This window comes from Arthrobacter sp. NicSoilC5 (assembly GCF_019977395.1).
In the GTDB taxonomy this organism is placed as follows: domain Bacteria; phylum Actinomycetota; class Actinomycetes; order Actinomycetales; family Micrococcaceae; genus Arthrobacter.
Genome location: NZ_AP024660.1, coordinates 226255 through 245043, shown reverse-complemented (window position 1 = coordinate 245043; position 18789 = coordinate 226255). Strand labels below are relative to the sequence as shown.

Annotated in this window: 15 protein-coding genes and 1 tRNA gene; 2 read left to right on the top strand and 14 right to left on the bottom strand. The window is 64.7% G+C overall.

All coding sequences use genetic code 11. The annotated features are described in order from the left end of the window. Positions 1–135: 135 nt before the first annotated feature. Positions 136–1035 carry a hypothetical protein gene (locus tag LDO22_RS01100; protein ID WP_224025753.1) on the bottom strand — a complete coding sequence of 300 codons (900 nt, stop codon included), beginning with the start codon at positions 1033–1035 and terminating at the stop codon, positions 136–138. 181 nt (positions 1036–1216) lie between these two features. Here LDO22_RS01100 and LDO22_RS01095 point away from each other — a divergent pair, with 181 nt between their 5' ends. Then, positions 1217–1546 carry a helix-turn-helix transcriptional regulator gene (locus LDO22_RS01095; RefSeq protein ID WP_224025752.1) on the top strand — a complete coding sequence of 110 codons (330 nt, stop codon included), beginning with the start codon at positions 1217–1219 and terminating at the stop codon, positions 1544–1546. An 11-nt stretch (positions 1547–1557) separates the two neighbouring features. On the opposite strand, the gene LDO22_RS01090 is transcribed toward LDO22_RS01095, so the two are convergent. From LDO22_RS01090 to LDO22_RS01065, 5 genes are all read right to left on the bottom strand, one after another. Further along, the gene (locus tag LDO22_RS01090; RefSeq protein ID WP_224025751.1) at positions 1558–2067 is read right to left on the bottom strand and encodes a hypothetical protein; all 510 of its coding nucleotides are present in this window, start codon (positions 2065–2067) and stop codon (positions 1558–1560) included. 717 nt (positions 2068–2784) lie between these two features. Next, positions 2785–3507 (bottom strand): HNH endonuclease family protein, encoded by a 723-nt coding sequence (locus LDO22_RS01080; RefSeq protein ID WP_224025749.1) that lies wholly within the window; start codon positions 3505–3507, stop codon positions 2785–2787. A 162-nt stretch (positions 3508–3669) separates the two neighbouring features. Next, complete coding sequence (locus tag LDO22_RS01075; RefSeq protein ID WP_224025748.1) at positions 3670–3939, bottom strand: hypothetical protein; 270 nt, start codon at positions 3937–3939, stop codon at positions 3670–3672. Positions 3940–4016: 77 nt separating this feature from the next. Then, on the bottom strand, positions 4017–5147 hold the full coding sequence (locus tag LDO22_RS01070) for a site-specific integrase (protein ID WP_224025747.1): 1131 nt from the start codon (positions 5145–5147) through the stop codon (positions 4017–4019). 87 nt (positions 5148–5234) lie between these two features. Further along, positions 5235–5316 (bottom strand) — tRNA-Leu (locus tag LDO22_RS01065). Positions 5317–5518: 202 nt separating this feature from the next. Between LDO22_RS01065 and LDO22_RS01060 the strand changes: the two genes are divergently transcribed. Further along, positions 5519–6124 (top strand): response regulator, encoded by a 606-nt coding sequence (locus LDO22_RS01060; RefSeq protein WP_009358190.1) that lies wholly within the window; start codon positions 5519–5521, stop codon positions 6122–6124. Positions 6125–6250: 126 nt separating this feature from the next. Here the strand turns inward: LDO22_RS01060 and pyk are convergent, their stop codons facing one another. The 8 genes from pyk to LDO22_RS01020 all read right to left on the bottom strand — a co-directional run bounded on the left by pyk (position 6251) and on the right by LDO22_RS01020 (position 18727). Then, entirely contained in the window at positions 6251–7759 is a 1509-nt protein-coding gene (pyk, locus tag LDO22_RS01055; protein WP_224025746.1) for a pyruvate kinase, read from the bottom strand. A gap of 77 nt (positions 7760–7836) precedes the next feature. Then, complete coding sequence (locus tag LDO22_RS01050) at positions 7837–9294, bottom strand: glutamate synthase subunit beta (protein ID WP_159632128.1); 1458 nt, start codon at positions 9292–9294, stop codon at positions 7837–7839. Continuing rightward, positions 9287–13900: a glutamate synthase large subunit gene (gene gltB, locus LDO22_RS01045; RefSeq protein ID WP_224025745.1), complete on the bottom strand. Its 4614-nt coding sequence runs from the start codon at positions 13898–13900 to the stop codon at positions 9287–9289. Before gltB ends, LDO22_RS01050 begins: the two co-directional genes overlap by 8 nt. A 261-nt stretch (positions 13901–14161) precedes the next feature. Then, positions 14162–15328: a prolipoprotein diacylglyceryl transferase gene (gene lgt / locus LDO22_RS01040; RefSeq protein WP_224025744.1), complete on the bottom strand. Its 1167-nt coding sequence runs from the start codon at positions 15326–15328 to the stop codon at positions 14162–14164. Positions 15329–15331: 3 nt separating this feature from the next. Then, complete coding sequence (gene trpA / locus LDO22_RS01035) at positions 15332–16165, bottom strand: tryptophan synthase subunit alpha (protein ID WP_224027131.1); 834 nt, start codon at positions 16163–16165, stop codon at positions 15332–15334. Positions 16166–16176: 11 nt separating this feature from the next. Beyond that, positions 16177–17496, bottom strand: a complete 1320-nt coding sequence (gene trpB / locus LDO22_RS01030) for a tryptophan synthase subunit beta (protein WP_224025743.1) — start codon at positions 17494–17496, stop codon at positions 16177–16179. Positions 17497–17618: 122 nt separating this feature from the next. Next, on the bottom strand, positions 17619–18440 hold the full coding sequence (trpC, locus tag LDO22_RS01025) for an indole-3-glycerol phosphate synthase TrpC (RefSeq protein WP_159632132.1): 822 nt from the start codon (positions 18438–18440) through the stop codon (positions 17619–17621). Next, positions 18440–18727 (bottom strand): HGxxPAAW family protein, encoded by a 288-nt coding sequence (locus tag LDO22_RS01020; protein ID WP_141160741.1) that lies wholly within the window; start codon positions 18725–18727, stop codon positions 18440–18442. Before LDO22_RS01020 ends, trpC begins: the two co-directional genes overlap by 1 nt. Between the last annotated feature and the right edge of the window lie 62 nt (positions 18728–18789).

Below are 18789 nucleotides of genomic sequence, written 5' to 3'. Positions count from 1 at the left end.
CAGTGTGATCAGACGGCCAGAGCAGGAAGATTGCGGCGCCTGCAAGCAAGGCGCAGGCGCACACAGCGAACCAACGTTGACGGCTAAATTCTTGAACCGAATTCATCGCCCAGCTCCGATGATGACAATCATGGCCTACACCGCGGGCCTGTTCGCTTCGTGCTGGAGGACACGCCAAGCGGCACGATACAACTGCCGGGCAAAGCCGATATTCACGGCGATGTATCTCTCGCTCACGCCCAGCTCACCCGCCAGGGCCGCCATTTGCGTGGATCGGTCGGGTCCCCGCAATCCGGGACGCACAATGGAGGCAGCAACTCGCCGAAGCACAGCGGTGGGAAGGCAGTCGGCGGCCATTTGGCAAAGGTCGACAAGGTCGATCTCAGGGTTGGGACGGCAGTTCAATGCCGCGCTAATTGTCTGGGCGGTCTGCCGGACAACCGTTACGGCGTGCCACCGGCGCCGGTCCTGGGGAGTCGGAGGTCCATAGTGGCGCGGCCCGACAAGACTGGACACAGCAAGCTTCCATGTCTCCTCAGTCACGCTCCGGTGGACCAGATCTAACATTGCCTGCGCCCAGGCCTGGTCGACACAGCCTTCGGGGCTGCCCAAAAGCGAGCCAGTATCGATGACGGTGAGAACCTCGGGCGAGGTTTCCGTGGTCGTGAAATCTATGAGCAATGGCAACGTCCGGTGACTTAGTTCTCGCCGGATGTACGCAGCACAGATCTTGTTGCAGACACCCTGAACCCAGGCTTCAAATGGTATTCCGGGAAGTTCTCGGTAGTTTCCCTTTGCTACCCCGTCCCAGACAGCGACGCGGATGTCCTGCATGACGTCGTCAACGTCGCAGGATCGTCCGATTCGTCGCAGACGGGAGATGACGTAGCGGTTCACGCCATCCACGGCGACCAGAATCCGGTCGATTGGGACGACGGGCTCCCCCGCCTGAGGAGCGCCTCGCAATGAGACATCCACTCCGACAGGAGTCGTTGGGCGACTCTTGACTTGATGCGCCTCGGATTCAATTTCCATGGCTTCACCGCTTAGATATTCAGATCGAGTATGGGCGGCGCCGTGAAGGCGGCTCCGGTGCGTGGATTCGTAGATCCAACAACGATCAGCAGAAGCTATGGAATTTATTGTCAAAGATACTTAAAGTATCGTCAAGAGTGCTGTTCTTACTTTTTCGAATTTCTTCGGGAAGAATGGCGCTATGCCGAGAATCACGCAACCGCACGACGCAGCCTGGTCGGCCGACGTCGAGGCTGCCGTCGCGACTTTCGGCAACAGGTCGCGCAACGAGATCCTCCGATTCCTTACCGCCAGCGGGCCTGCGACCCGCGGCGACATCGTCGCGGCTGTCAGCGCGGGCGACCCCAGCGTGGCCAAGCATCTCGTAGCACTGGAGGAAGCGGGTGTGGTGATGGTCGACGTCGAGCCCGGGCGCAGGCATGGACGATCACCTCGGTACTCCGCAAATGCTGCCCGAATCAAGGAGCTGCTTGACGCACACCTAAAGTACTTGCTGGAGGAACACCAGTAGCCGAAATGCGATTAGCCGGACTGCTCGGGCGGCTGTAACGGTTCGGACTGCGACGAAGCCGCTGCACGCTCGCCCTCCGGCCGCCGGCTGATGTCCCTGTTCAGGTACTCCGTGATAGCTCGCAGTGTCTCCGGCGATACGTCCCCAAGGGTTCGGGTCGCAAAAGTCTTCACCCTCGCAGCCCGCAGGGACCGGACGAACTCCAGCTGCGAATCGATGCGCTGGGGCAATTCCCCAGAATCCGAGTCCAAGAGGTACGCAGGATCCACGCCGAAAATTTCGCATAACGCGCGCAGTAAGGTGGGGTCGCTCACCAATCGCCCGGTCCCGTCCTTCATGTAGAACCAGCGCGCCCTGGAGAGCTTGATTCCTCTGTCCGCCAGCTTCTCGTGAACCTCGCGGAATGTAATTGGCTGCCCTCGTTCTGCGACGGCGACGTCGAGAAGCAGATTCAGGCGCCGGGCCAGCTCAGCTTGAGGAGACAAGGCAGTACCAGAAGGGCGTTCGTCTTCGCCGGACACCGTCCACCTCCTCCACAGGGATACCACTTTGAGACTTCACGTGATGCTCAGTATTGCGTTGGTCTACCTCTTGTGCAATGAGTGCCTTCGACGTCTTCCGCGGGCTTACTTAGGGGCGTATTGTTTTGCTGTAGACCCGTCTACAGCATGTTCCTCAGAAGTGAGTTTTCATCATCAGGATTATGGTCTCCATGGCGAACATCATGATGCATCGGACGCGAAGCCAGATCATTCGCTTCTTGATTGCCCATGGGCCGGCAACGTGCCATGACGTGGCTGCCGCTCTGGAGGTTCCTTTGCCTTCCTTGCACAGTCACCTAGCCCTCCTTCGTGAAGCGGGCGTCCTGACACTTACCTCAGATCGGTATGAGGCCGAGGTTGCGGAGATCCAAAGTCAGCACGCGCGCTTTGCAGCTGAGCTTCAACCTTCGGGCGCGGACGGCAAGAATGTCGTCGCCGAAGTTTCTTGCCATTCGATGTCGCCATCCCGGTCCGAAAACTGTCGCGGAACACCGAAGTGATGTCGGTGAAAGAGGTCGGACTTACGTCACCCCAAGGCACCAAAACGTCCGGCGCGCCGGCTTGCGATCAATCGCCAACGGCGACGGAAATTGCAAGTATTCGCGACAGCATCGTTGGCCGCCAATATCTGCAGTGGCAGCCCCCGGTCGGTCGGGAGCCGACGAAACAGGCTGGCTAGAGATGGACGTACGTCCTCTATCTACAGCCCTCGAGGATTTCGGCAATAGAGTCATGCTCGGCCTGGGTGACCCAAAGACTGTATTTGACCTTGACGGAAGTTTGGCGGGCGACGTACTCGCACCGGAAGGCTTTGTTCGGCGGCAGCCACGTCGCGGCGTCGCTGTCGCCCTTGGCGGCGTTAGTCGGTCCATCAGCAGCCATGAGGTTCAGCGGGTCGTTGGCGAGTTCCTCACGTCGCTCGCTGCTGAGCTGCTGTGCACCCTTCTGCCACGCATCACTCAGGGGCACGACATGGTCAATCTGAACCTTGGAGCTCGCGTCCTGGCCGCGGACGAAGTGAATGGTTGTTCCGGTGTATTTGTCGGCCAAGGTGCCGCTGGCGACTACACAGTTGTTTGTACCAGCTTTGAAGGTCTTGTCGATTAGGTCCCTGGCAAGAATGTCATTGCGGGTATCACAACCGTTGTGGTCAACGTCCGCCCAAGCTGGCCCGAACTGATCGCGGGTATAGCCTGTCTTTGGGGCCCGTCCTTTCACCGGGATGGTCTCCAGTTGGACGAGCGCCCTGGCTGAGTCGCCGGCAGCTTCCGGAGCTACCGTCGGCCGCCCCGGGATGCCTGGAGCAGATTGGGCGGCTTCGAAAGCGTGGGCTGTGGCATCGCAACCTACTAATGACGCAGCCAGCATCAATGCGATGGTGGCAGTCAGAACTTTGGCGGGCAAGCAGGTGGTCTTCATGGTCCTCTGGGTCATAGGGGTCGTTCCACGCTAGCTTCGGCCCACGCCCTCCGCGGGTAACCAACTCCGTGGTGCCTGCCACACAGGAGGGGCCAGTCACCATTCGGGAGCATCCGCACTGGCGCACTGTGCACCTCCTGGGCAGGAAACAACCACGCATTCTCAGTTGGCCGTAGCCAGCCTGACTTTGGAGCGGGTACCGATCAACCGTTCCTTTGTCACTGGCAGACTGCCAGAAGGCAACCCGATGCTGCCGGGGAGTATCTCACTGAGCTTGGCAATTTCGAGAATATGTTCGGAGGTGAAGATGATCTTTCCTTTGCCCCAACACGCGTGCGGGAAGCGTCCGCTGGTTGCGCCGTCCCGAAGCCATGACTCGGTGCAGCGCATGAGAGCGGCAGCTTCGGCAGGTTCAAAAAACTCGATATCCACGGAAACCTCCAACAGAATGCGGACCTGTTTCCATGTTCATGCCAGCAGGAAGACCCTCCGACATGACCTGAGGCCGGTCACCTCTGGAAAGCAGTGACTGAGCGCTCAGTGGCATCGGCACCCACCTGCAATGCCTCAGGCATCAGGTGTCCGTAAACCTGCTCGGTCGTCTTCGTGGAGGCATGTCCCAGCCGGCGCGAGATGGTGAACAGGGGGACGCCGTCCTGAATCAGCCAGGACGCGTGGGTGTGGCGGAGGTCGTGGATCCGTGGGCTTTTGGTCAGGCCGATAGCCTGCGCCGTGCGAACCGCGGGGACCCAGTAGTCCGCCCAGTAGAGCTTGTGGACGATCCGGCCGCCCGTGGGCGTCGTGAACACCAGGTCCTTTCCTGGCCTGCTGGCCACCAGCGGAATCAGCAGCTCCACAAGCGCAGGGTTCAGCCCGATGGTCCTCTTGCCAGCTCCGGTCTTGGTCGGTCCAACGTAGAATTTGTTCTGCCCATCCCGCTTCCAGGCCTTGTTTATACGCGCAGTGGGCGGCTTTGATAGCAGGTCCACGTCCGCCACGGTCAATGCGGTGGCTTCGCCAAAGCGGGTGCCGGTCATGACCAGGAAGTCTGTGAAGGCCTTGTACCGCTCCCCCATCCCCTCCATGATGAGCCTGTACTCGGCATGGGTCAGGAACATAGCCTCGTCTTCAGCCTTCTCAATGTTCGGCAGCTGCACGCCCCGGCAGGCATTACGGCTGATGTAGCCGAGCATCTCGGCAGTGTTCATCGAAGCCGAGATCAAGCCGTGGATGTTGTGGATCGTCTTGGGTGCCTTACCCTTGGCCATCATCGACTTCACCCAGTGCGCGATGACGCGATAGTCGAGCTTGTCCACAGGAACGTGCCCGATGACTGGCCGGATGTGGAGCTCCAGCATGGTCTGGTACGTCTTGACCGTTCCGCTCGATGGGCGGACCAGCAGGTCAATGTGTTCCTGGATGACTTCAGCCACAGTCGGAGGGCGTTTTTCATTCGTCAGGATGGCGTGTTGGGCAATTTCGAAGGACTGCCCGTTGGCGTCCAGCAACCTCTTTAGGGTTTCAGCCTCGACGAGGCTAGCGACTGTGAGGCCCTGCTGTTCACGACTCTTCGGGTCCCGCCACAGCACCATGTAGGACGATGAACCGTCCTTTTTGGTGCGTTTTCGAATGCTGGCCACACAAAAAACGGTACGCCGCTGTCAACACTTTCGGCAGATTTGTCAACACCCTAAGGAGAAACAAACCCCTGACCTGCGGAAACACTGTGCCCGAGGTGGGACTCGAACCCACACACCTTTCGATACCGCATTTTGAGTGCGGCGCGTCTGCCAATTCCGCCACTCGGGCGCGGATTACGTGGAGCCGAAGTACGCCCACAGCTGACTGTGAGCAACGCGATCGCTTCACGTACGCGGAATTACTCTACATGCAGATAGGCTGAATTCCAGAATCGCGCCGCCGTCGCCGCAAACGAACCCCTGCAAGCCAAGTACAGCCGCGGTGGCACCTAAGATAGTGATGTCCCGCCGTACCTTTTCAAGGAGATCCCGTGACTGAACAGACGGAGTCCAAGCCCACGTCCCAGCCGGCGCGCCGCGTCATTGTGGCAGAGGATGAAACCCTCATCCGCCTCGACATCATCGAGATCCTGCGCGGTGAAGGCTACGACGTTGTGGGTGAGGCGGACAACGGCGAGAAGGCCGTCCAGCTCGCCGAGGAACTGAAGCCGGACCTGGTCCTGATGGACGTGAAGATGCCCGTCATGGACGGCATTTCCGCGGCCGAGAAGATCGTCAAGGCCCGCATCGCCCCCGTGGTGCTGCTGACCGCCTTCAGCCAGAAGGAACTGGTGGAGCGTGCCCGCGACGCCGGCGCCATGGCCTATGTGGTCAAGCCGTTCACGCCTGCTGACCTCATCCCGGCCCTGGAGATTGCACTCTCCCGCCACGAGGAAATCAAGGCCCTCGAAAGTGAAGTGTCGGACCTCCAGGAGCAGTTCGCCACCCGCAAGCTCGTCGAGCGCGCCAAAAGCCTGCTGACCACCAAGATGGGCCTGACGGAACCGGAAGCCTTCCGCTGGATCCAGAAGACCTCCATGGACCGCCGCCTCAGCATGCGTGAGGTCGCCGAAACCATCATCAACCAGGTCAACTAGCGCTTCGGCTGGCCCGCGGAAACGCACGACGGCGGGCCAGCCTCGCACAGGCAGGTCACCGAACCAGCCAACCACCACAACGAAAAAGGACCCCTGCCAACCGGCAGGGGTCCTTTTCGGTGAAGCCTAGGCCTGGGCGGCCTGGTTCTTCTTCTTCTTTTCCGGCCAGGGGCCGAGCTTTTCACGGTTGCTGCCGGGCTCGCCGCCCTGGCTGCCGGCATCGGCGAGGTCGCCCACCTTGTGGACCTTCAGCATGTTCGTGGAGCCGGCTTTTCCGGGAGGTGAACCGGCGGCAATGACCACCAGGTCGCCGTCGTCCACCAGGTCCATTTCCAGCAGGCTGCGGTCAACCTGGGACGTCATCTCATCGGTGTGGCCCACCATGGGGACCAGCACCGGCTGGATGCCCCAGGTCAGTGCGAGCTGGTTCCACACGTGCTCCACCGGGGTGAAGGCAAACACGGCCTTGATGGGCCGCAGGCGGGAGAGGCGCCGGGCGGAGTCGCCGGACTGGGTGAAGGTACAGATGTACTTCGCGTCCAGCTGGTCGGCGATTTCGACGGCGGCACGCGTGATGGCGCCACCACGGGTCTTGGGCTTGGTCCCCAGCGGGGGAACGCGCTCCAGGCCATGCACTTCGGTGGACTCGATGATCCGGGCCATGGTCTTGACCGTCTCGATCGGGTACTTGCCCACGCTGGTCTCACCGGACAGCATGACGGCGTCAGCACCGTCCAGCACGGCGTTGGCGCAGTCGGACGCCTCTGCACGGGTGGGGCGCGGGTTGTCGATCATGGATTCCAGGACCTGGGTGGCCACGATGACCGGCTTGGCCCAGCGGCGTGCCAGTTCCACGGCGCGCTTCTGGACGATCGGCACTTCCTCCAGCGGCAGTTCCACGCCGAGGTCGCCACGGGCCACCATGATGGCGTCGAACGCGTCGATGATCTCGGGCAGCTGCTCCACGGCCTGCGGCTTTTCGATCTTGGCGATGACGGGCACGCGGCGGCCTTCCTCGTCCATGATCTCGTGCACGCGGGTGATGTCCGAGGCATCCCGGACGAACGAGAGCGCCACCAGGTCGACACCGCGGCGGATGGCCCAGCGGAGGTCATCCTCGTCTTTTTCGCTCAGTGCGGGGACGTTGACTGCCACGCCGGGGAGGTTGATGCCCTTGTTGTTGGACACCATGCCGCCGACGGTTACCTCGGCGACCACCTTGACGTCGTCGACCTCGATGGCGCGCAGCGCCACCTTGCCGTCGTCGATCAGCAGGGCGTCGCCCACGTTGACGTCCTCGGTGAGGCTCTTCAGCGTGGTGGAGCAAATGTCCTTGGTGCCGGGAACATCCTCAGTGGTGATGGTGAAGATGTCGCCAACAGCGAGGGCGTGCGGGCCGTCAACGAAGCGGCCCAGGCGGATCTTGGGACCCTGCAGGTCGGCCATGATGGCCACTGCCTTGCTCAGGTCGGACGCGGCCTTGCGGACGTTCTCGTAGGTGTTGTCATGCACGGTGTAGTCACCGTGGCTCATGTTCATGCGGGCGACGTCAACGCCGGCCTCCAGCACCGCGAGGGTGTTTTCGTAGCTGGCAATTGCCGGGCCGAACGTAGCCACAATTTTTGCGCGTCTCATATACCTACCCTATTGGTCTCTTGCATTGGTTAAGTTGTCTGCGAGGTGAACCCTCGATGCATCCCCCGGGACAGTGGTCAGAGGACAGCGATGGCGCGGTCCGTTGGCGCGACGGGTGCAGGAAGGATGGTGCTTCCCATCAGGTACTTGTCCACCGCGGCGGCGGCGGCGCGGCCTTCGGCGATGGCCCACACGATCAGGGACTGCCCGCGGCCGGCGTCACCGGCAACGAAGACACCCTCGGTGTTGGTCATGTAGTAGCCGTCGCGTGCCACGTTGCCGCGGCCGTCGAATTCGGCGTGCACCTGTTCGGTGATGCCGGCAGGTTCGGCGCCGGTGAAGCCGAGGGACAGGAACACCAGGTCGGCGGGGATGATCCGCTCGGTGCCGGCCTTGGGGAGCCGCTTGCCGTCCACGAACTCGGTCTCGGCCACCTTGACCCCGGTGAGCTTGCCGTTTTCGCCCACGAACTCGACGGTGGAGGCGAGGTAGGTGCGTTCGCCGCCTTCCTCGTGTGCGCTGGCCATCTCGAAGAGGGTGGGGAACGTCGGCCACGGCTGGTGGCTGGCCCGCTCGGCCGGCGGCTGCTTGCCGATGGCCAGGGTGGTGACGGAGGCGGCGCCGTGCCGGTGCGCGGTGCCCAGGCAGTCGGCTCCGGTATCGCCGCCGCCCAGGATCACCACGTGCTTGCCGTGGGCGTTGATCTGGTTCTCGATGGTTTCCCCGGCCACCGCGCGGTTGGCGGGCACCAGGTAGTCCATGGCGAAGTGGACGCCGTCCAGGTCGCGGCCCGGGATGGGCAGGTCACGCGGAACGGTGGCACCCGTGCACACCACGACGGCGTCGTAGCGCCTGCGCAGCTGCTCCCAGGTGACGTCGGTGCCCACGGACACGCCGGTCCGGAACCGGGTGCCTTCCGCCTTCATCTGCTCGACGCGGCGGTCCACCTGCTCTTTTTCCATCTTGAAGTCGGGGATGCCGTACCGCAGGAGGCCGCCGATCTTGTCGTCCCGCTCGTAGACGGCAACGGTGTGGCCCACCCGGGTGAGCTGCTGGGCGACGGCCAGGCCGGCGGGACCGGAGCCGACCACCGCAACAGTCTTGCCGGTGAGGCGGGCCGGCGGCAGCGGGTTGACCCACCCGTTGTCCCAGGCCTCGTCGATGATCGACACTTCCACCTGCTTGATGGTCACGGCGGGCTGGTTGATCCCCAGCACGCAGGACGCCTCGCAGGGCGCCGGGCAGAGCCGGCCGGTGAACTCGGGGAAGTTGTTCGTGGCGTGCAGGCGCTCGATTGCCTCATCGCCCTTGTCCCGCCACATGAGGTCGTTCCACTCGGGGATGAGGTTGCCCAGCGGGCAGCCCTGGTGGCAGAACGGAACACCACAGTCCATGCAGCGTCCGGCCTGGGCTTTCAGCGTGCCCTTTTCCTGCGCCTCGTAGACCTCTTTCCAGTCCATGATGCGGACAGGAACGGGGCGGCGTGGCTGGGTTTCACGCTGGCGTACTTTCAGAAATCCGCGTGGATCAGCCACCGGTAACCTCCAGGATTCGAGACCATACTTCTTCGCCGTCGGGGTCAAGGCCCTCTTCGATGGCGTCGAGACGGGTTTGCAGCACGGCCGCGTAGTCGCGCGGCAGCACCTTGGTGATGCGGGCGGCGGTGTCATCGAAGTTCTCGAGGAGGCGTGCCGCCAGCTGGGAGTCAGTTTCTTCCACGTGCTTGACCAACAGGCCGTGGACGATGTCGCGGTCCTCGGAGTCCAGCTCGCGCAGCTGCAGTTCGCCGGACTCCAGCGCCTGCTTGTTGACGCGGGTGGTCCGCAGGTCCAGGACGTAGGCGGTACCGCCGGACATGCCCGCGCCGAAGTTGCGGCCGGTGCGCCCGATGATCAGCGTCTGGCCGCCGGTCATGTACTCGCAGCCATGGTCGCCAATGCCTTCGACGACGGCGGTGGCACCGGAGTTGCGCACCAGGAAGCGTTCGCCCACCTGGCCGCGCAGGAACATCTCACCGCTGGTGGCGCCGTAGCCGATCACGTTGCCGGCAATGACGTTGGTCTCCGCCTTGAACACGTTGGTACGGTCCGGACGGACGATGATCCGGCCGCCGGACAGGCCCTTGCCCACGTAGTCGTTCGAGTCGCCGTACAGCCGCAGCGTGATGCCCGCGGGCAGGAAAGCGCCCAGGGACTGGCCCGCGGTGCCGTTCAGCGTGACGTCGATGGTGTCCGTGGCCAGGACATCGGTACCGAAGGTCTTGGTGACCACGTGTCCCAGCATGGTGCCCACCGAACGGTCGGTGTTGATGACGTCCACGGTGATCTTCACCGGGCTGCGGTCGGTCAGGGCCTCGGTGGCCATGGTGATCAGGCGCTGGTCAAAGTGCTTGTCCAGCTCGTGGTTCTGGCCGGTCATGTTCCGCAGCGGCGCGTCGTCGTCGAACTCCAGGCCGTGCAGGATCGGGTCCAGGTCCAGGCCGTCGGCCTTCCAGTGGTCCACCGCGTCGCGGGTGTCCAGGACCTCGGCATGGCCGATGGCCTCCTCGAGGCTCCGGAAACCAAGCTCAGCGAGGATTTCGCGGACTTCCTCGGCGAGGAACTCGAAGAAGTTGACCACGAATTCCGGCTTGCCGCTGAAGCGGGCGCGCAGCTCGGGGTTCTGGGTGGCGACGCCCACGGGGCAGGTGTCCAGGTGGCAGACGCGCATCATGATGCAGCCTTCCACCACGAGCGGCGCGGTGGCGAAACCGAACTCCTCGCCGCCCAGCAGGGCGGCGATGACGACGTCGCGGCCGGTCTTGAGCTGGCCGTCCACCTGCACCACCACGCGGTCGCGCAGGCCGTTGAGCATGAGCGTCTGCTGGGTCTCGGCCAGGCCAAGTTCCCAGGGAACACCGGCGTGCTTGAGCGAGTTCAGCGGCGAGGCGCCGGTGCCGCCGTCGTGTCCGGAAACAAGGACGACGTCGGCCTTCGCCTTGGTCACGCCGGACGCCACGGTGCCGATCCCCACTTCGGAGACGAGCTTTACGTGGACACGGGCCGAGGGGTTGGCGCGCTTGGCATCGTAGATGAGCTGCGCCAGGTCCTCGATCGAGTAGATGTCGTGGTGCGGGGGCGGGGAGATCAGGCCGACGCCGGGGGTTGAGTGCCGCGTGCGGGCAACCCACGGGTAGACCTTCTGCGCCATCAGCTGGCCGCCTTCGCCGGGCTTGGCACCCTGCGCCATCTTGATCTGGATGTCGTCGGCGTTGGTCAGGTAGAGGCTGGTCACGCCGAAACGGCCGGACGCGATCTGCTTGACGGCAGAGCGCCGCTTCGGGTCGAGCAGGCGGTCCACATCCTCGCCGCCCTCACCGGTGTTGGACTTGCCGCCCAGCTGGTTCATGGCGATGGCCAGCGTCTCGTGGGCCTCCTGGGAGATGGAGCCGTAGCTCATCGCGCCGGTGGAGAACCGCTTGACGATGCTGGAGACGGGCTCCACTTCCTCAAGGGGAACGGACGGGCGCTCATTCTTGAACTTGAGCAGGCCGCGGAGGGTCATGAGGTTGGTGGACTGGTCGTCCACTCCCCTGGTGTACGCCTTGAAGATGTCGTAGCGGCGCTCACGCGTGGCGTGCTGCAGCCGGAAGACGGTCTCCGGGTTGAACAGGTGCGGCTCGCCGTCGCGGCGCCACTGGTACTCGCCGCCGCCCAGGAGCGGGCGGTGCGGCTGTTCGATGCCGCCTTCCGGGTAGGCCATCTGGTGGCGGGCGGAGACCTCGGCTGCGATGACGTCCAGGCCCACGCCGCCCAGCTGGGAGTGCGTGCCGGCGAAGAATTCGTCCACCAGTTCCTGGCCCAGGCCCAGCGCCTCGAAGGTCTGGGCGCCGGTGTAGGAGGCCACCGTGGAGATGCCCATCTTGGACATGATCTTCAGGACGCCCTTGCCCAGGCCCTTGATGAGGTTGTAGACGCCGTCCTGCGGGGTCACCCCGGTGACGTCACCGGCCGCGATGAGCTGCTCCACGGATTCCATGGCCAGGTACGGGTTGACGGCGGAGGCGCCGTAGCCGATCAGGACGGCCACGTGGTGCGTCTCGCGGACGTCACCGGCCTCGACCACCAGGGCGGTCTTGGTGCGGTTGGCGCTGCGCAGCAGGTGGTGGTGCACGGCGCTGACCAGCAGCAGCGACGGGATGGGCGCCCACTGGGCGTTGGAGTCACGGTCGGAGAGCACGATGTACTGGACACCGCGGTTGATCGCACCGGAGACCTGCTCGCAGATTTCGGTGAGCCGGGCACGGAGCGCGTTCTCGCCGCCTTCGGGGCGGTACAGGCCGCGGACCTTCATGGCCACGCGGTTGCCGTCGGCGTCCTCGATGTTGGCGATCTTGGCGAGCTGGTCGTTGTTGATCACCGGGAAGGGCAGCTGGACCTGCGGCTGGCGGACCTGCTTGGTGTCCAGGAGGTTGCCGTTGGGTCCGATGGCGCAGGTCAGCGACGTGACCAGTTCTTCACGGATGGCATCCAGCGGCGGGTTGGTGACCTGCGCGAAGGACTGCACGAAGTAGTCGAAGAGCAGGCGCGGGCGCTTCGACAGCACGGCCACCGGGGTATCGGAACCCATGGCACCCAGGGGCTCGGCGCCGGTGCGGGCCATGGGGCCCAGCAGGATCTTCAGTTCCTCGGTGGTGTAGCCGAAGGTGCGCTGGCGGATGTTGACGGACGCGGCGGTGTGCACCACGTGCTCGCGCTCGGGCAGGTCGTTGAGGTCGATCAGGTTGTCCTTGACCCACTCGGCCCACGGGTTGGCCGCGGCCACTTCAGCCTTGACCTCTTCGTCGTCAATGATGCGGCCGGCCTCGGTGTCCACCAGGAACATCTTGCCCGGGGACACACGGCCCTTCTTGACCACCTTGGAGGGTTCGACGTCGATCACGCCCACCTCGGAGGCGAAGACGATCAGACCGTCCTCAGTGATCCAGAAGCGGCCGGGACGCAGTCCGTTGCGGTCCAGGGTGGCGCCCACCAGGTTGCCGTCGGTGAAGGAAACAGCGGCGGGGCCGTCCCAGGGTTCCATCAGCAGCGAGTGGTACTCGTAGAAGGCGCGGCGGGCCGAATCCATGGTGGCGTGGTTTTCCCAGGCCTCAGGGATCATCATCATGATCGAGTGCGTGATGGGGCGGCCGGACAGCCACAGCAGTTCCGCTACCTCGTCAAAGGAGGCGGAGTCGGAGGCGCCGGGGGTGCAGATGGGGTACAGCTCTTCCGGCGAGTCACCCAGCAGCGGGTTGGCAAGCTGGGACTGCCGGGCGCGCATCCAGTTCCGGTTGCCCTTGACGGTGTTGATTTCACCGTTGTGGGCGATGGTCCGGAACGGCTGCGCGAGCGGCCAGGACGGGAAGGTGTTGGTGGAGAAGCGTGAGTGGACGATCGCGAGCTTGGTCTTGAAGCGCTTGTCCGACAGGTCCGGGTAGAACGGCTCCAGCTGGGCGGTGGTGAGCATGCCCTTGTAGACGATGGTGCGCGAGGACAGCGACGGGAAGTACACGCCGAACTTGTTCTGGGCGCGCTTGCGGATGCGCCAGGCGCGGGAGTCCAGTTCCTTGCGGTCCAGTTCCTCACCGTTGGCGGATGCCAGGAACGGCTGGGAGAAGTAAGGCATGCAGGCACGGGCCATGGCGCCCACGAGGTCGGCGACAACCGGCACCTCACGCCAGCCGAGGACCTTCAGGCCCTCATCCGCGGCCAGGCCTTCGATGCCTGCCTTGGCGGCGTCGGCCTCCCGCTGCTCGGCCGGAAGGAAGGCGGTACCGGCAACGTACTGGCCGGGTGCCGGCAGCTCGAATTCGGTGACGGCCCGGAAGAACTCGTCGGGGATCTGCATGAGCAGGCCCGCGCCGTCGCCGGTTCCCTCGTCGGCGCCCACGGCACCGCGGTGCTCAAGGTTGCGCAGCGCGGTGAGGGCGGCATCGACGATGTCGTACCCGGGTTCGCCGCGAAGGGTGGCGATGATGGCGAGGCCGCACGCGTCCTTTTCCTGTTCCGGGTTGTACAGCCCGGCGGCCTCCGGCATGGCGGCGAAGCGCTTGAACGGCGACAGTGCAGCCCCGGGCTGATCCGGTTCGGACCAGCTGGGAGTGTTAAGAGTTTGGGTCATGGGAGACGTCCTTCCTCCTGATCGTGCGTATGGAAGGGACACCGTTGGCCCCACTCGTCGGCGCCGTTGCAAGGGCACAACAAAGTGTTGATTACTGGAAATTGTAGGTCAGCGCAGCCTGCTGAACTAACGGTTACGCAGGCCCCTGCCCGGGGCAACACCGGACAGCAGCTTCACGCTGTACGGACGGTGCCCCATGCCACGACGTTGTGGTTTCGGGCTCTTCGAGCGGTGGCTCTACTGCCCTGCCTGGCCGGCGCCCTACTTGCCGGTGCCGGCCTCCGGTGCGGGTTCCGTGGCTGTGCTGCCGGAGTGTCCGGCAGCCGTCGCATCCGCTCCGGGCTTTGGGCCGGCCGGTGCCGCCGCGGCTTCTTCCGTGGGGTCGGAAGCATGCCTGGAACCGCTGTGGTTATCAGGGAGATTACCACGCGAATCACTATCTGAGACAACAGTGTCCGGATCACGGACCTCTGTGACTGTCCCGGCATGTGGTCCCGTTGTCACGGCCTTGTCCGGTTCACGGCCGGCGAGGTACACGGTGTCCGGGTCCGGCCGGCCCTTGAGGCCGAGCAGGATGAAGGCGGCCAGGGCTGCCAGGAACACGAAGATGCTGGTCCACACATTGAGCCTGGTGGTGATGCCGAAGATGCTGATCTGCTCAGCATCGTCGATGCGCATGGCTTCAATCCAGACGCGGCCCAGCGTGTAGTACATGGCGTACAGCCAGAAGAGCCTGCTCCGGCGGAAGTTGAAGCGCCGGTCCAGGGCGAGCAGGATCAGGACGCCGGCCAGGTTCCACAGCGACTCGTAGAGGAACGTGGGGTGGAAGAGGGTGTCGGCGGGCATGCCGGCCGGAAAGTTGGGGTTGTTCGCGTCAATCTGCAGGCCCCACGGCAGGGTGGTGGGGCCGCCGAATAGTTCCTGGTTGAAGTAGTTGCCCCACCGGCCAATGGCCTGTGCCAGGAGCAGTCCCGGCGCTGCGGCATCGACGAAGGCGCTCAGCTTGACGCCGCTGCGGCGGCACCCGATCCAGGCACCCACCGCACCGAGCACGACGGCGCCCCAGATTCCCAGGCCACCCCGCTGGATCTGCGGGATCAGGGAGAGGTCTCCGGTGCCGTCGAAGCCGGGGCCGAAGTAGGCGTCCGGGGATGAGACCACGTGGTAAAGCCGGCCGCCGATGATGCCAAAGGGGATGGCCCAGATGACGATGTCCCAGACGCTGCCTTCAGGGGCACCACGCTTGGCCCAGCGGACGGACGTCAGCCACAGGCCTACGACGATGCCAGCCAGGATGCACAGCGCGTAGGCGTGGATCCGCAGGCTGCCCCACGGGAGGGGGATGTCGAAGCCGGACCAGTCCGGGCTGGGGATGCTGGCGGACACCAACGTGGGTGCCAGGGCGGTTGCCTGAAGGAGCGGCTGCATTGGCTACGCCCCGGTTTCCTGCGTGAGGCCGGATTCCCGGGTCAGCCCGGTGGCGAGGTCCTTGGTGAGGGCGCCGACGGCGTCCACTCCCCCGTCGCGGAGGGCGGCCACCAGGGCCGTGCCCACGATGACGCCTTCCGCGTAGGCTGCGATTTCGCGGACCTGGTCAGCGGCGGAGACGCCAAGCCCCACGCAGACGCGTTCGGCTCCTGCACCGTGCGCTGCCGCCACAACATCCTTGGCGGCCGTGCTGACGGATGTCCGTGCGCCCGTCACCCCCATGATGGATACGGCGTAGACGAACCCGCGGCTCGCGTCCACGGTGCGCTGCATGCGCTCCGGCGTGGAGGACGGTGCCACCAGGAACACCCGGTCCAGGCCGTACTTGTCAGAGGCTGCCATCCATTCGGCGGCTTCGTCCGGAATGAGGTCCGGGGTGATGAGCCCTGCGCCGCCGGCTTCGGCGAGCCGGCGCGAGAACTCATCCACGCCCATGCGGACCACGGGGTTCCAGTAGGTCATGACCAGGACGGCAGCATCGGTCCTGCTGGTGATGCCGGCGACGACGTCGAACACCTGGCTGACGTGGAAGCCCTTGGCCAGGGCCTCGGTGGTGGCGGCCTGGATGACCTGTCCGTCCATGACCGGATCCGAGTAGGGGATGCCGATTTCGATCAGGTCGGCTCCGTTCTCCGCCAGGGCGATGCCTGCGGCGATGGTTTCCTCCACGCTGGGGTAGCCGGCGGGAAGGTAGCCGATGAGCGCCGAGCGCCCCTGGGAACGGGCCCTGTCGATCGCTGCTGCCGACTTACTGGCCGTCTCAGCCTGGTTGGCCATGTCTGCGCTGCTCACAGCTGCTCCCCCTCTTTGCCGATTTCCGATTCGGCGGAATTTTTGTCCAACAGGTCAAACCATTCGGCGGCGGTGGCCACGTCCTTGTCACCGCGTCCGGACAGGTTGACGATGATGATCTTTTCGCCGGCGGAAGCGGCGTCCTCGGCGGCAAGCCGCTGGCCCACCTTGATGGCTCCGGCCAGCGCATGCGAGGACTCGATGGCGGGGATGATGCCCTCGGTGCGGCACAGGAGCCGGAAGGCGTCCATCGCTTCGCCGTCGGTGATGGGCTCGTAGCTGACCCGCCCGATATCGGCCAAGTAGGAGTGCTCCGGGCCGACCCCGGGGTAGTCCAGTCCGGCGGAGATCGAGTGCGACTCGATGGTCTGCCCGTCGTCGTCCTGCATCAGGTAGGAGCGTGCACCATGGAGCACCCCGGGCTTGCCCAGGGTAATGGTGGCGGCGTGCCGGCCGGTCTCCACGCCTTCGCCGCCGGCCTCGAACCCGTAGATCTTCACGCTGGGATCATCCAGGAACCCGTGGAAGATGCCGATGGCGTTGGAGCCGCCGCCAATGCAGGCGCAGACAGCGTCCGGGAGCCTGCCCTCCTGCTCGAGGATCTGGGCGCGGGCTTCCTCGCCGATGACCTCGTGGAAGTAGCGGACCATGGCGGGGAACGGGTGGGCTCCGGCGGCGGTGCCCAGCAGGTAGTGGGTGGTGGAAACGTTGGCTACCCAGTCCCGGAGGGCATCGTTGATGGCGTCCTTGAGGGTCTGGGACCCGCTGGTCACGGGAATGACCTTGGCCCCCAGCAGCTCCATGCGGGCAACGTTCAGCGCCTGGCGGCGGCAGTCCTCGGCACCCATGTACACCACGCACTCCAGGCCCATGAGGGCGGCGGCGGTGGCACTGGCCACGCCGTGCTGGCCGGCGCCGGTCTCGGCGATGATGCGGGTCTTGCCCATGCGCTTGGCGAGCAGGGCCTGGCCCAGGACGTTGTTGATCTTGTGCGAGCCCGTGTGGTTGAGGTCCTCGCGCTTGAGGAACACCCGCACTCCCCCGGCGTGCTGGGAGAACCGCTTGGCTTCCGTGAGCAGGGACGGGCGGCCGGAGTAGTTCTTGTTCAGGTCCGCGATCTGGGCCCGGAACCCGGGGTCGTCCTTGGCCTTGTTGAAGGTCTCTTCAAGTTCGTCCAGGGCGGCGATGAGGGACTCGGGCATCCATCGGCCGCCGTAGTTGCCGAAGTACGGCCCCGGGGCGTGGCGGAGGGATCCCCCCTGCAGGAATGCTTCCGCGGTGGTGTTGTCAGCGTTTCCTGAGGGTGCTTCAGCCATCAGTCCTGTCCTGTTCGAAGTTGGTGGTCAAAAAGTGTGCAGTTCCGGTACCGGGCCGGAACGGGTGCCTGTCCCGCGGGCCAGCGTGCTGCTGCCCCGCAGGAGGCTCGATGGTGCGTGCCTTAGCTGCGGGCAGCGATGGCGGCGGCGCCGGCGGCAGTGAACTCGGCGATGCGTTCCCGCGGCGTGGCGTGGCTTACCAGGGCCTCGCCCACCAGTATGGCGTTGGCGCCGCTGGCGGCGTAATGCGTGACGTCGTCCGCGTCGCGGACGCCTGATTCGGCAACCACGACGGCCTCGGCGGGGATCATTCCTGCCAGGGAGGCAAAAACGGAACGGTCGACGTCGAGCGTTTTCAGGTTGCGCACATTGACGCCGATGATCCGGGCGTTGGCCGCGACGGCCCGCTCGATTTCTTCCTCCGTGTGCGTCTCCACCAGCACGTTCATGCCGAGCTCGCGGCTGAGGGCGCTGAACTCCGTGAGCTGGGCGTCGGAAAGCGCGGCCACGATGAGCAGGATGAGGTCGGCACCGTGGGCACGGGCCTCCCAGATCTGGTACTCGTCGAGCGTGAAGTCCTTGCGCAGCAGCGGGATGTCGACGGCGGCGCGCACGGCGTCGAGGTCGGCCAGGGACCCGTTGAAGCGGCGCTGTTCGGTGAGGACGCTGATGACGGAGGCACCGCCGTCGGCGTACTGCCGGGCGAGCGACGCCGGATCCCCGATGCTGGCGAGATCGCCCTTGGAGGGGCTCCGGCGCTTGATTTCGGCGATGACTTTCAGCTGTTCCCGGGTTGGGGAGGTTCCGCCGAGGGCCGCCCAGGCATCGCGGGCGGGTGCCGCTGCCTGGGCCAGGTCCTTCAGCTCAGCCAGGGAAACGAGCCGCTTCCTGGCCTCCATATCCTCCCTGACACCGGCGTTGATGTCGTCGAGAACAGTCGCCATCAGTGGCCGGAGTTCTTCAGCTTGCTGCCTTCGACGCCGTAGCCTGCCTTGCGCATGACGTAACCGAGGATCAGGCCGATCACCATGACGACGGCGCCGCCAATGAAGATGGGGGTGCTGGCGATGACGAAGGCGATGGCTGCGATGAGGGCGCCGACGAGCATGACGATGACGCAGGTCCATGCTGCCGGGCTGTTGCCGTGGCCCAGTTCCTGGCTGTGGTCAATGGCGCCCGGGGCGACCTGGCGGGTGCCGGACTTGGAAACGGACGCAGGTGCTTTGCTCATGGAAAATCTCCTCAGGGTGGATACTGCTTACATTCTGCCATTTTTTGGCCGCCGACCGCGTA

Excerpts from the sequence above, each read along its gene's own strand:
- LDO22_RS01100 (WP_224025753.1), bottom strand. The coding sequence starts at position 1,035 with ATGGAAATTGAATCCGAGGCGCATCAAGTCAAGAGTCGCCCAACGACT.
- LDO22_RS01095 (WP_224025752.1), top strand. The coding sequence starts at position 1,217 with ATGCCGAGAATCACGCAACCGCACGACGCAGCCTGGTCGGCCGACGTC.
- LDO22_RS01080 (WP_224025749.1), bottom strand. The coding sequence starts at position 3,507 with ATGAAGACCACCTGCTTGCCCGCCAAAGTTCTGACTGCCACCATCGCA.
- pyk (WP_224025746.1), bottom strand. The coding sequence starts at position 7,759 with ATGAGACGCGCAAAAATTGTGGCTACGTTCGGCCCGGCAATTGCCAGC.
- gltB (WP_224025745.1), bottom strand. The coding sequence starts at position 13,900 with ATGACCCAAACTCTTAACACTCCCAGCTGGTCCGAACCGGATCAGCCC.
- lgt (WP_224025744.1), bottom strand. The coding sequence starts at position 15,328 with ATGCAGCCGCTCCTTCAGGCAACCGCCCTGGCACCCACGTTGGTGTCC.
- trpA (WP_224027131.1), bottom strand. The coding sequence starts at position 16,165 with ATGGCCAACCAGGCTGAGACGGCCAGTAAGTCGGCAGCAGCGATCGAC.
- trpB (WP_224025743.1), bottom strand. The coding sequence starts at position 17,496 with ATGGCTGAAGCACCCTCAGGAAACGCTGACAACACCACCGCGGAAGCA.
- trpC (WP_159632132.1), bottom strand. The coding sequence starts at position 18,440 with ATGGCGACTGTTCTCGACGACATCAACGCCGGTGTCAGGGAGGATATG.
- LDO22_RS01020 (WP_141160741.1), bottom strand. The coding sequence starts at position 18,727 with ATGAGCAAAGCACCTGCGTCCGTTTCCAAGTCCGGCACCCGCCAGGTC.